The sequence below is a fragment of the Streptomyces sp. NPDC046887 genome, from assembly GCF_040644755.1.
Classification (GTDB): Bacteria; Actinomycetota; Actinomycetes; order Streptomycetales; family Streptomycetaceae; genus Streptomyces; species Streptomyces lichenis.
This window is the reverse complement of the sequence record NZ_JBEYXH010000038.1, coordinates 65642-77814: the sequence shown is the minus strand read 5'-3', so window position 1 is coordinate 77814 and position 12173 is coordinate 65642. Positions and strand designations below refer to the sequence as shown.

The window sequence follows — 12173 nt, the reverse complement described above, 5'->3', positions numbered from 1 at the left end:
CTTACGGTCCGGCCGCGCGTTCCCGGATGGTGGAAGTCGACCGACCACCCGTAGGCGCACCGCCGCCCCGCGAGCCCCGCCGGCCACCCGGCCTCCCACCGCTGCCCCGCGAGCCCCGCCGGCCACCCGCCCCCCACCACCACCCCGCGAGCCCCGCCGGTCACCTGGCGCTCCGAACCACCACCGCCCGGAGCCGAGAGAAAGAGATCCGCCGCCATGACCCACCCCATGACCCACCCCATGATCCAGCCGCCCTCCCGCCGCACCGTCCTGCTGGCCGGGGCGGTCGCCGCCGCCGTCACCGCGCTCCCGCTCCCCTCCGCGTACGCCGCCGACGCCTATGACACCCTCCGAGCCACCTGGCGCAGCCTGCTGCTCGGCACCGGCTTCGACCCCGCCGCCGAGCCCTACGCGAGCCGGCTGGCCGCCCTCGGCACCTCCGCCCGGGAGCTGCGCGCCGCGATGGCCCCGGCCGACGGCTCGCTCTGGCCCGAGCTGGTGTACGCCGACCCCGAGCCGGACACCGACCCCGAGTCGTACGCCTTCTCGGAAAGCCTCCAGGCCAGCTACTACCGGCTGCGCACCATGGCCGAGGCGTATGCCCAACCCGGCACCGGATCGACCGGCGACACCGCCCTGCGCACCGCGATCCTCACCGGGCTCGACCATCTGCACGACCAGGCGTACCGCGCGGGCCAGGCCCGCTGGGGCAACTGGTACAACTGGCAGATCGGCGTCCCGCAGGCGCTGCTGGACATCGACGTACTGCTCTACGAGCACCTCGGCGCGGCCCGAATCGCCGCGCACACCGCCGCCGTCGACCACTTCGTGCCGGACAGCGCGGTGGCGAACTACACCGGCACCTCCACCGGTGCCAACCGGGTGGACCTGTGCCGGGTGCTCGCCCTGCGCGGGGTCGTCGGCCGGACGCCCGGGAAGCTGGCGCTCGCCCGCGACGCGCTGTCGCCGGTCTTCCCGTATGTCACCAAGGGCGACGGGCTCTACGCCGACGGCAGCTTCGTCCAGCACACGTACGTCCCGTACGCCGGTTCGTACGGGGCGGTGATGCTCGGCGGGCTCTCGCTGCTCTTCGCCCTGCTGAAGGGCTCCGCCTGGGAGGTCACCGACTCCGGGCGGCAGACCGTGTTCGACTCGGTGGAGAAGGCGTACGCGCCCTTCCTCTTCAACGGGCTCGCCATGGACGCGGTCTCCGGGCGGGCGGTCAGCCGGGGCGTGCAGAAGAACGACGTCCGCACGATGCGGCAGGACGACCACACCCGGGGCCACGGGATCATCGCCTGCGTCGCGCTGCTGGCCACCACCGCCTCGGCCGCCGAGCGGAGCCGCTGGAACGCCATGGTGCGGGGCTGGATCGCCCGCGACTACTTCAGCCCGATGCTGTCCAGCCCCGCGCTGACCGTCGCCCAACTGGCCCGGCTGCGAGCGCTGGACGCGGCGGGCGGCGAGCGCGCCCCCGAGCCGGTCGGGCACCGGCTGTTCGCCGGGATGGACCGGGCCGTGCACCGGCGGCCCGGCTGGGCGGCCTCGCTGTCCATGGCGTCGGACCGGATCACCTACTACGAGACCGGCAACGGCGAGCATCTGCGCGGCTGGCACAGCGGCTCCGGGATGCTCTACTGGTGGGGCGGCGACTTCGCCAACGGCCAGTACAGTGACGACTTCTGGCCCACCGTGGACCCCTACCGGCTGCCCGGCACCACGGCCTCCCGCAAGGTGCTCGCCGACGCGGCGGGCGGGGCCTGGGGCGCGGCCCGGCCGGACGTCCGCTGGGTGGGCGGCGCCACCGACGGGACGTACGCGGCGGTGGGCCAGTACCTCAAGGGGCTCCAGTCCACCCTGGTCGCCAAGAAGTCCTGGTTCCTGCTGGACGACGCCGTCGTCTGCCTGGGCGCGGGCATCGCCTGCACCGACGGCACCGGTGTGGAGTCGGTGGTCGAGAACCGCAACCTGGGCGCGGCCGGGGTGCACGGCTTCACCGTGGACGGCTCCGCCCAGTCCACCGCGCCCGGCTGGAGCGCCACCCTCACCCGGGCGCGCTGGGCGCATCTCGCCGGGCACGCCGGATACGTGTTTCCCGGCGGAACGGGCGGAACGGGGGGAACGGGCGGCGCCACTGTGAAGGCGCTGCGGCAGGAGCGCACCGGCGCCTGGTCCACCATCAACAAGACCTCGGTCACCACCCCGGTCACCCGCCGCTATCTGACGATGTGGTTCGACCACGGGACCGATCCGGTCGGGGCCGGATACGCGTATCTGCTGATGCCGGGCGCGACGGCGGCGGCCACCGCCGCTCGGGCGGCGGACACCGGCTGGCTGACGGTGCTCGCCAACACGGCCGACCGGCAGGGGGTGCGGGTGCCCTCGCTCGGGCTGACCGGGGTCAACTTCTGGGTGGCGGGCACGGCCGGGGCGGTGAGCGCGAGCGCGCCCGCCTCGGTGCTGATCCGGGAGAGCGGGGGCACGGCCACCGTCTGCGTCTCCGGCCCGCTGCGGGACGGGGCGGTGATCGAACTCGGCTGGAACCGGGCGGTCGCCTCGGTGGTCTCCAAGGACCCGGCGGTGGAGGTGCTGGGCACCGGCTCCGCGCTCCGGCTGCGGATCACTCCGGGGGTATTGGGGGTGGTGCACCGGGCGGTGGTACGGCTCGGTTGACCATGGTCGGGATCGGGCGGGGCGGCCCGGGCGGTAGGGTCGGTGCCGGGCCCGCCGCCCCGCTCTCGCCCTCACTCCCGGCCCCGCCGTCCCCGGTTCGCGGCCGTCCGCGCCCGGGTCCCGGTGGTCGCCGGCCGCTCGCCCCGCCGTTGGGAGCCGTTCACCCGGTTGTCGTATCTCCACAAGCGGAGCCGCCCCGAGGCTGGCGGAACGGCTGCATCGTCCGGGGGTTCTGTTCAGCCCTCACAGCAGATGACGCGCGAGACTGTACGGAGTCAACGGCGGGTTTTCCTCGCCCCCCTCCGTAGGGTCGGGGCATGACCGTTGTCGACGAGACCCAGAGCGAGCCGGCCGACACCCGTGGGCGCGTCGCCGAGCTGCGCGCGCTGCGCGAGGAGGCCCTCGCCGGGCCGAGTGAGCGGGCGACCGAGGCGCAGCACGCCAAGGGCAAGCTGACCGCGCGCGAGCGCATCGAGCTGCTGCTCGACCCGGGTTCCTTCCGGGAGGTCGAGCAGCTGCGGCGGCACCGGGCGAGCGGGTTCGGGCTGGAGGCGAAGAAGCCCTATACCGACGGTGTGATCACCGGTTGGGGCACGGTCGAGGGCCGTACGGTCTTCGTCTACGCGCATGACTTCCGGATCTTCGGCGGCGCGCTGGGCGAGGCCCACGCCACCAAGATCCACAAGATCATGGACATGGCCATCGCGGCCGGGGCGCCGCTGGTCTCGCTGAACGACGGGGCGGGCGCCCGTATTCAGGAGGGCGTCTCGGCGCTCGCCGGCTACGGCGGCATCTTCCAGCGCAACACCAAGGCCTCCGGGGTCATCCCGCAGATCAGCGTGATGCTCGGCCCGTGCGCGGGCGGCGCGGCCTACAGCCCGGCGCTGACCGACTTCGTCTTCATGGTCCGCGACACCTCGCAGATGTTCATCACCGGCCCGGACGTGGTCAAGGCGGTGACGGGCGAGGAGATCACCCAGAACGGGCTGGGCGGCGCCGATGTGCACGCCGAGACCAGCGGTGTGGCGCACTTCGCGTACGACGACGAGGAGACCTGCATCGCGGAGGTCCGCTACCTGCTGTCGATGCTCCCCTCCAACAACCGCGAGAACCCGCCGTCGCACCCGAGCGAGGACGTCGCCGACCGCAGCTGCGATGTGCTGCTGGACCTGGTCCCGGCCGACGGCAACCGGCCCTACGACATGGCCAAGGTCATCGAGGAGCTGGTCGACGACGGCGACTACCTGGAGGTTCACGAGCGCTGGGCGCGCAACATCATCTGCGCCCTGGCCCGGCTGGACGGCCAGGTCGTCGGCATCGTCGCCAACCAGCCGCAGACCCTCGCCGGGGTGCTGGACATCGAGGCCTCCGAGAAGGCGGCCCGCTTCGTCCAGATGTGCGACGCCTTCAACATCCCGATCCTCACCCTGCTGGACGTCCCCGGCTTCCTGCCCGGCGTCGACCAGGAGCACGGCGGGATCATCCGGCACGGCGCCAAGCTGCTGTACGCGTACTGCAACGCCACCGTGCCGCGCATCTCGCTCATCCTGCGCAAGGCCTACGGCGGCGCCTACATCGTCATGGACTCCCAGTCCATCGGCGCCGACCTCACCTTCGCCTGGCCCACCAACGAGATCGCCGTGATGGGCGCCGAGGGCGCGGCCAACGTGATCTTCCGCCGGCAGATCGCCGACGCCGAGGACCCCGAGGCCATGCGGCAGAAGATGGTCAAGGAGTACAAGGCCGAGCTGATGCACCCCTACTACGCCGCCGAGCGCGGCCTGGTGGACGACGTCATCGACCCGGCCGAGACCCGCGCGGTCCTCATCGACTCGCTCGCGATGCTCCGCACCAAGCACGCCGACCTGCCCTCCCGCAAGCACGGCAACCCGCCCCAGTAGTGACCTCAGCGACTCAGCGACCTTCGAAGACTCCGGAGACAAGGACGATATGACCGACACCGACTTCCTGCGGGTGGAGAAGGGCCAGGCCGGCCCCGAGGAGCTCGCCGCCGTCACCGCCGTACTGCTCGCCCGCGCCGGGGCCCGCCCCGCCGAGCTGCCGGCCTCCCCGGTCCGCTCCACGGCCGGCTGGCGCCGGCTGGAGCGCCGCTCCGGCTTCTACGCCCCGCACAGCTGGCAGCGCTGAGCCTGCCCCGCGTACGCCGACGGGCCCCGCACCTCCCAGGAGGTGCGGGGCCCGTCGCCGTATCCCCAGATGCCCGCCGCACGCCGAAGGGCCCGCACCAGACCGGTGCGGGCCCTTCGTTCACATCCTGAGGAGCGCGGTCAGCGCAGGCGGGCCATCAGGGCGTGCTCGACCAGGGTGATGAGGGCGGACTTGGCGTCGGCGCGGTGCCGGGCGTCGGTGGTGATGATCGGGGTGTCCGGGCCGATCTGCAGCGCCTCGCGCACCTCGTCGGGGGTGTACGGCTGGTGCCCGTCGAAGCCGTTGAGGGCGATGACGAAGGGGAGGCCGCTGTTCTCGAAGTAGTCGACGGCGGGGAAGCAGTCGGCGAGGCGGCGGGTGTCGACGAGGACGACGGCGCCGATGGCGCCGCGGACGAGGTCGTCCCACATGAACCAGAAGCGGTCCTGTCCGGGGGTGCCGAACAGGTAGAGGATGAGGTCCTGGTCCAGGGTGATGCGGCCGAAGTCCATGGCGACGGTGGTGGTGGTCTTGTCGCCGGTGTGGGTGAGGTCGTCGATGCCCGCGGAGGCGGAGGTCATGACGGCTTCGGTGCGCAGCGGGTTGATCTCCGAGACGGCGCCGACGAACGTGGTCTTGCCCACGCCGAAGCCGCCCGCCACCACGATCTTCGCGCTGGTGGTTGAACGGGTGGCACCGCCGCTAGAGCTTGCGAAGTCCACTGAGCACCCTTTCGAGCAGTGTCACGTCTGGCTGGCCGCTGGCGGACTCGTCTCCGCCGGGCTGGTGGATGGCGACGAGCCCCGCCTCTGCCAGGTCGGCCACGAGGATACGGGCAACGCCGAGGGGGATGGAGAGAAGTGCCGAGATCTCGGCCACCGACTTGATCTCGAAGCACAGCCGGCAGATCCGCTGGTGCTCGGGCAACTGCCCTTGCAGCCGGGACGGATCGGCCGTGGTGCTGACCAGCGCCTCGATGGCGAGCTGGTAGCGCGGCCGGGTCCGGCCGCCGGTCATCGCGTACGGTCGGACCAGCGGGTTGTGGTTGCCCGTGGCCGGCTCCGGGGCCCGCCGCCGCTGCCGGCCCTGACCACCCTGCTGCCCCTGGGGCACCCGTGGTGCCCGAGGCTGCATATACGGCGGCGGCGCCGAGTGCGGCTGCTGGTAGGGCGGCTGCGCACCGCCCTGACCGCTGGGCGCGGAAGGGAAGTTGAAGCGGTTCTGTGCCGTGTCACCCTGCGCGTGGTGACCACTTTCGTACGAGTGGTGTCCGCCTGGGGGTGTTGCCACGTGTCCTCCTCCGACTGCCTTTCGCGCCCCATGTCCCGTTGGAGCCGCGCCACCGCACCCTATGGTGCGGTGGCGCGAAACGCACGGTCCGTCTGCTAATTGAGCAGACTGCCTTGCAGTTCCGCCCGGAGGTCCGGGGTGAGCACGGTGCCCGCCCGGTCCACGAGCAGGGCCATCTCGTAGCCCACCAGACCGATGTCGGCGTCCGGGTGGGCGAGGACGGCCAGCGAGGAGCCGTCCGAGATCGACATGATGAAGAGGAAGCCGCGCTCCATCTCCACCACGGTCTGGTTGACCGCGCCACCCTCGAAGATCCGGGAGGCGCCGGCGGTCAGCGACGTCAGGCCGGAGGCCACCGCCGCGAGCTGGTCGGCACGGTCACGGGGGAAACCCTCGGACATCGCCAGCAGGAGTCCGTCGGCGGAGACCACCACGGTGTGGGACACCCCGGGGGTGTTGTCCACGAAGTTGGTGATCAACCAGTTCAGATTCTGCGCCGCCTGGCTCATCGGGCTCACACTAACGCTCCTGGTTGTAGGTACTACCCGGGCCACTGTGCTGATCGTAAGTGGCCGGTCCGTTCGTGTCCGTTCCCTGCCTGCGTCCCTGCTGGACACCGCGGCGCAGGTTGCTCAACCTGCCGCGCACGTCCTCCGGGGCGCGGGAGACCTGTGGGCCTCCCTGCGGGGTCTGCTCCGCTGTCCCCTCGACCAGGTTGGCCTTGGGTACTCGGCGCGGCAGCCCGGACGGGGTCACACCGCCCGCCTTCGGGTCGCGGAGCTTTCCGGCTCGCGCCCAGCGCTCGTCGTTGGCCGAACGCCAGTCGTCGGGGCCTTCCTTGACCTTGACCTCCGCGCCCTCCTTCGCGCCGCCCTGGGCGGGCTGCGGGAGCTGGGGCACCGGCTGGGTCAGGTCCAGCCCGGACGGCGTCGCCGAAGGCTGCGGCTCGGTCGTCGGGCGGGTGGTGGTCTGCTGGGCGGGCTGCCGGTCGGCGGCCGGTGACTGCTGCCTGCTGCCGCGGCGCGGCAGACCGGCGTCGGTCATCTCGTGGCCGCTGGTCGCGGCCGGGCCCGAGGAGAAGCCTACGCGGTCGCGGGCGCTCTCGGGAGCGGAAGTGCCCTGCGCGGATTCCGATTCGGCACCGAAGCCGCCGTCGTAGCCGCCCTGGTACGCGCCCTGCTCGGCCCACTCGGCCTGCTGGGGCTGGTTGCCGAAGACATCACCGGAGGAGGCGGACGAGCCGGACGAGCCGGTGGTGCCGGACGAGCCGGAGGGCTTGCGGGCGCCGCCGCGGATCGGGAGGCCGGATTCCGCGTAGGCCGGCGGCTCGGGGTACTCGCCGGAGGGCCGGCCGTCGGGGCCGTAGCCCTCGCCCTGGCCGTTCTGGCCGTACGCGGGCTGCTGCTGCTCGTAGCCGCCCTGCTCCTGGCCGTACGCGGGCTGCTGCTGGTCGTAGCCGCCCTGGCCCTGGTCGTAGCCGCCCTGCGGGTCCTGCTCGTAGCCGCCGGCCGCCTGGCCCTGCTCGTAACCCTGGTAGCCGTCGTAGCCGCCCTGGCCGCCGTCGTAGCCGGACTGCTCGGCGTACGCCTGCTGCTGCTCGTAGCCGCCTCCGGCCGGGTAGCCGCCGGGGCCGCCCGCCGCATCGGCGCCGGTGCCGTAGGCCTCGTCCTGCTGCCCGTAGCCGCCGTCCTGCTGCCCGTAGCCCTCGTAGGCGCCCTGGGGCTCCGGACGGTGCTGTTCGGCCCCGCCCTCGGCGTAGCCGTTCGCGTTCTCGCCGAAGCCGCCGTTGGTGCCGTTCTCGCCGAAGCCGTTCAGCTGGGCGCCGAGCGCGGCGCGGCGCTCGTCCCGCAGCCGGGAGCGGCCCACCGGGTCGAGAGCGGTGCCGTCCGCCTGCGGCTGGTCGTAGCGGGAGTCGTCGAAGCCCAGCTCGGCGGCGGTGCGCATCGGCGGCGCCTCGTACGCGGGCTGCTGCGGCTCGGGGGCGAACTGCTGCTCGGGGATGATCGAGGAGACGGTGAAGTCGTCGCCGGGCAGGGGCTCGCCGCCACCGCCGTGGGTGATCGCGTCCGGCAGCATGACCAGCGAGGTGGTGCCGGCCTGCTCGCCGGAGGGGCGCAGCTGGACCCGGATGCCGTGCCGGTCGGACAGCCGGCCGACCACGAACAGGCCCATGCGCTGGGAGATCGCCGCGTCCACGGTCGGCGGGTTGGCCAGCCGGTGGTTGATGTCGGCGAAGTCCTCGGCGGTCAGGCCGATGCCCTTGTCGTGGATCTCGACCATCACGCGGCCGTCGGGCAGCCGGGTCGCGGTGACCCGGACCTTGGTCTGCGGCGAGGAGAAGGTGGTGGCGTTCTCCAGCAGCTCGGCCAGCAGGTGCACGAGGTCGGTCACGGCCTGGCCGTGGATGTCGGTCTCGGGGACGCCGGTGAGCTCGATGCGCTCGTAGGACTCCACCTCGGAGGAGGCGGCGCGCAGCACGTCGACCAGCGGGACGGGCTGGTTCCAGCGGCGGCCGGGCTCCTCACCCGCGAGGACGAGCAGGTTCTCGCCGTTGCGGCGCATACGGGTGGCCAGGTGGTCCAACCGGAAGAGGTTCTCCAGCTGGTCCGGGTCGGCCTCGTTGTTCTCCAGGTCGGTGATCAGGGTCAGCTGGCCCTCGATCAGCGACTGGTTGCGCCGGGAGAGGTTGGTGAAGATCGCGTTGACGTTGCCCCGCAGCAGGGCCTGCTCGGCGGCGAGCCGGACGGCCTCGCGGTGCACCTGGTCGAAGGCGCGGGCGACCTCGCCGATCTCGTCCCGGGAGTCGATCGGGATGGGCTGCACCCGGGTGTCGACCCGGCCGGGCTCGGTCCGGGAGAGCTGGTCGACCAGCATCGGCAGGCGCTGCTCGGCGATGCCGAAGGCGGCGGTACGGAGCTGGCGCATCGCGCGGCTCATCTGCCGGGCCATCATCCCGGCCAGGATGAACGCGGCCAGCAGGGCGACGACCACGATGGCGCCGATGATCAGGGCGTCGTTGCGGGCGTCGGCGGAGATGTCGGCGGCCTCGGCCACGGCCTTGTCCACCAGCTCGTCGGTGACCGTGGTGTAGCCGTCGAACTTGGAGGTGGCGGCGCCCATCCAGGTCTCGGCGGTGACGTCCGCGCCGGCCAGCGCCTTGATCTCGTCGGCGTCCTTGGCGTTGCCGATGGCGGCGGCCATCCCGTCGTACACCGAGGGGTTCTCACCCTTGCTGACCGGCGGGTTCAGCCCGGCCTCGCGCAGTCGCTCGGCGCCGTCCCGGGCCCGCTCGCGCATCACCTCGGCGAGCCGCTGCTCGTCCGCGGGGGTGCCGCCGGACTGGAACTCGGCGAGGGCGATCTGCTCCAGGTACACGTAGGAGTTGAAGGTCTTGGACTGCTCGGCGAAGGCGGCGTCGGAGCGGCTGGGCCGCACCAGCAGGTGCAGGCCGATGGAGCGCTGGAGCGACTCGGCGGCCTGGGAGAGCTGGAGGGCGTAGACCATCCGGCCGTAGCTGGTGATGTTGCCGGTGCCGAGGCCGAGCTCGTTGGCGAACTCCATCAGCGAGTGCTGGACCTTGACATAGCCCAGCTCGGTCTGGACCGGGTCGGTGGCCCGGGTGTACGCGGTCTCGCGGATCTTGGCGAGCTCCGGCTCGGCCTGGCGGAACAGCTCCAGGCGGCGCTCCAGACCCTGCCCGGACGGCATGTCCGTCACGGCCTGGTCGAACTTCTTCTTCGCCTCGTCCGTCTTGGCGTACGCGTCGGTGACCGCGTCCCTCTTGCGGTCCTCGCCGCTCTTGGCGGTGAGCAGCGGGGCGGCGGTGATGTCACGCTCGTTGAGGAGGGTCTGCCCGTACTCGTAGGCGGCCCGTACCACCTGGGCCGTCTTCTCGGCGTCCTGGGCCTCGCGCCAGGTGTCGATGGCGGCCTTCACCTGGAAGCCGCCCATGACCAGGCCGACCAGCACGGGTATGAGGAGGATGGCGTTCAGCCGGGTGGGCACCCGCCAGTTCCGCGGCGACAGCCTGCCGGAACCGCCCTCGCCGCCGGGTGCGGGGACGGGGGCGGCAGGGGGGCTTCCGGGGGTATCGGCAGGCGGCGCCGCCGTTCGCGCGGGCGGGGTGAAGTTGCCCCGCGCCTGCGTACTGGCGGCGCTCTTCGTGCTTCGCCTCACTCGACCAACAACCTCTCGGCGCCGGCACCTGTGCTGTGCCGTTTCTTCTGTTTCGGGTCGTGACGACTGTTTCAGGGCCGTGACTACTCGGGAGTTCGTGGCATTGCAGCACGTAAGACCGCCGCGTTCCAAACCCCCCGTCGCAATCGTTACCGCTGGTCCGCGCGCGAGATAAAACGGGCATAAAGAGCGAGCCCCGCCAAAAGGCGAGGCTCAGGTGAGCGCAGCGGCACCGCCCGGATGCGGGTTGTGTCCGATGAGCCCGGATTCTCTGTCGAAACGTTATGAACGTCTCCGGCGGCGCGTGGTCCGGACCACACGCCGCCGTTGCATCCGAATACGGCAACTGCCGTACGTATGCGACTACTTGAGCCGAGCCATCAGGGCGTGCTCGACCAGGGTGATAAGGGCGGACTTGGCGTCCGCGCGGTGCCGCGCGTCGGTGAAGATGATCGGCGCGTCCGGCCCTATCTGCAGGGCCTCGCGCACCTCCTCCGGGGTGTACGGCTGGTGGCCCTCGAAGCCGTTGAGCGCCACCACGAACGGCAGTCCGCTGTTCTCGAAGTAGTCGACGGCGGGGAAGCAGTCGGCGAGGCGGCGGGTGTCGACGAGGACGACGGCGCCGATGGCGCCGCGGACGAGGTCGTCCCACATGAACCAGAAGCGGTCCTGTCCGGGGGTGCCGAACAGGTAGAGGATCAGGTCCTGGTCCAGGGTGATGCGGCCGAAGTCCATGGCGACGGTGGTGGTGGTCTTGTCGCCGGTGTGGGTGAGGTCGTCGATGCCCGCCGACGCGGACGTCATGACGGCCTCGGTGCGCAGCGGGTTGATCTCCGAGACGGCGCCGACGAACGTGGTCTTGCCCACGCCGAAGCCGCCCGCCACCACGATCTTCGCGGAGGTGGTGGAGCGGCCCGAGGCCGCCCCGTCGCCGCTAGAGCTTCCGAAGTCCACTGAGCACCCTTTCCAGCAGTGTCACATCCGGCGTGCCGCCGGCCTCTCCGTTGCCCGGCTGGTGGATCGCCACCATGCCGGCCTCGGCCAGGTCGGCCACGAGGATGCGGGCGACGCCCAGCGGCATCGACAGCAGGGCCGACACCTCGGCCACCGACTTGACCTCGCGGCACAGGTGGCAGATCCGCTGGTGCTCCGGGAGCAGCCCGGCGAGGAGGGAGGGGTCGGCCGTGGTGCTGACCAGGGCCTCGATGGCGAGCTGGTAGCGCGGCCGGGTCCGGCCGCCGGTCATCGCGTACGGGCGGACCAGCGGCTGGTCGCCCTCGTCCCCGTAACCGGCGTCCATCGAGACGCCGTACGGATCATGAGAGGCGGGGGGCGGGGTCATTGAGTCCTCCAGTGACAGCAGGGTCTGCCTGTCGTCATTCTGGGCCGGTGGGGGGCCGTGAGGGGGCGGCCGACGGTGAGTGGGCGATGAGGCGGCGGTTCGCGGGTGGGGCCGCGAGGCGCCTCAGCGGAGCAGACTGCCTTGCAGTTCCGCCCGGAGGTCCGGGGTGAGGACGCTGCCCGCGCGGTCCACGAGCAGGGCCATCTCGTAGCCGACGAGGCCGATGTCGCAGTCGGGGTGCGACAGCACGGCCAGCGAGGAGCCGTCGGAGACGGACATGATGAAGAGGAAGCCGCGCTCCATCTCCACCACGGTCTGGTTGACCGCGCCGCCCTCGAAGATCCGGGAGGCACCCGCGGTCAGCGAGGTCAACCCGGAGGCCACGGCCGCGAGCTGGTCCGCGCGGTCGCGCGGGAAGCCCTCGGACATCGCGAGCAGCAGTCCGTCGGCGGAGACCACCACGGTGTGGGACACCCCGGGGGTGTTGTCCACGAAGTTGGTGATCAACCAGTTCAGGTTCTGCGCCGCCTGGCTCATCGGTCTC

At 71.9% G+C, this 12173-nt stretch carries 10 protein-coding genes; 3 read left to right on the top strand and 7 right to left on the bottom strand.

Annotated elements, in window-relative coordinates; all coding sequences use genetic code 11:
* Positions 1–216 precede the first annotated feature (216 nt).
* From ABZ945_RS27360 to ABZ945_RS27350, 3 genes are all read left to right on the top strand, one after another.
* A complete protein-coding gene (locus ABZ945_RS27360; RefSeq protein ID WP_361274645.1) occupies positions 217–2673 on the top strand; it encodes a polysaccharide lyase 8 family protein in 2457 nt (818 codons plus the stop codon).
* A gap of 317 nt (positions 2674–2990) precedes the next feature.
* Positions 2991–4574, top strand: a complete 1584-nt coding sequence (locus tag ABZ945_RS27355; protein ID WP_361274642.1) for an acyl-CoA carboxylase subunit beta — start codon at positions 2991–2993, stop codon at positions 4572–4574.
* A gap of 49 nt (positions 4575–4623) precedes the next feature.
* On the top strand, positions 4624–4821 hold the full coding sequence (locus ABZ945_RS27350; RefSeq protein ID WP_361274639.1) for an acyl-CoA carboxylase subunit epsilon: 198 nt from the start codon (positions 4624–4626) through the stop codon (positions 4819–4821).
* Between the two features lie 140 nt (positions 4822–4961).
* Here ABZ945_RS27350 and ABZ945_RS27345 read toward each other — a convergent pair whose 3' ends face one another.
* The 7 genes from ABZ945_RS27345 to ABZ945_RS27315 all read right to left on the bottom strand — a co-directional run bounded on the left by ABZ945_RS27345 (position 4962) and on the right by ABZ945_RS27315 (position 12166).
* Positions 4962–5543, bottom strand: coding sequence for an ATP/GTP-binding protein (locus ABZ945_RS27345; protein WP_071269896.1), 582 nt, complete (start codon positions 5541–5543; stop codon positions 4962–4964).
* Positions 5524–6111, bottom strand: a complete 588-nt coding sequence (locus tag ABZ945_RS27340; RefSeq protein WP_361274635.1) for a DUF742 domain-containing protein — start codon at positions 6109–6111, stop codon at positions 5524–5526. The genes ABZ945_RS27345 and ABZ945_RS27340 overlap by 20 nt, the downstream gene beginning before the upstream one ends.
* A gap of 95 nt (positions 6112–6206) precedes the next feature.
* Positions 6207–6620: a roadblock/LC7 domain-containing protein gene (locus tag ABZ945_RS27335; RefSeq protein WP_030980891.1), complete on the bottom strand. Its 414-nt coding sequence runs from the start codon at positions 6618–6620 to the stop codon at positions 6207–6209.
* Between the two features lie 10 nt (positions 6621–6630).
* Positions 6631–10287, bottom strand: coding sequence for a nitrate- and nitrite sensing domain-containing protein (locus tag ABZ945_RS27330; RefSeq protein WP_361274633.1), 3657 nt, complete (start codon positions 10285–10287; stop codon positions 6631–6633).
* Positions 10288–10650: 363 nt separating this feature from the next.
* Complete coding sequence (locus ABZ945_RS27325) at positions 10651–11241, bottom strand: ATP/GTP-binding protein (protein WP_361274631.1); 591 nt, start codon at positions 11239–11241, stop codon at positions 10651–10653.
* Positions 11222–11629, bottom strand: coding sequence for a DUF742 domain-containing protein (locus ABZ945_RS27320; RefSeq protein WP_361274628.1), 408 nt, complete (start codon positions 11627–11629; stop codon positions 11222–11224). The genes ABZ945_RS27325 and ABZ945_RS27320 overlap by 20 nt, the downstream gene beginning before the upstream one ends.
* Positions 11630–11752: 123 nt before the next feature.
* Positions 11753–12166: a roadblock/LC7 domain-containing protein gene (locus ABZ945_RS27315; RefSeq protein ID WP_248632277.1), complete on the bottom strand. Its 414-nt coding sequence runs from the start codon at positions 12164–12166 to the stop codon at positions 11753–11755.
* Positions 12167–12173: the final 7 nt, after the last annotated feature.

Excerpts from the sequence above, each read along its gene's own strand:
- ABZ945_RS27360 (WP_361274645.1), top strand. The coding sequence starts at position 217 with ATGACCCACCCCATGACCCACCCCATGATCCAGCCGCCCTCCCGCCGC.
- ABZ945_RS27355 (WP_361274642.1), top strand. The coding sequence starts at position 2,991 with ATGACCGTTGTCGACGAGACCCAGAGCGAGCCGGCCGACACCCGTGGG.
- ABZ945_RS27350 (WP_361274639.1), top strand. The coding sequence starts at position 4,624 with ATGACCGACACCGACTTCCTGCGGGTGGAGAAGGGCCAGGCCGGCCCC.
- ABZ945_RS27335 (WP_030980891.1), bottom strand. The coding sequence starts at position 6,620 with ATGAGCCAGGCGGCGCAGAATCTGAACTGGTTGATCACCAACTTCGTG.
- ABZ945_RS27320 (WP_361274628.1), bottom strand. The coding sequence starts at position 11,629 with ATGACCCCGCCCCCCGCCTCTCATGATCCGTACGGCGTCTCGATGGAC.
- ABZ945_RS27315 (WP_248632277.1), bottom strand. The coding sequence starts at position 12,166 with ATGAGCCAGGCGGCGCAGAACCTGAACTGGTTGATCACCAACTTCGTG.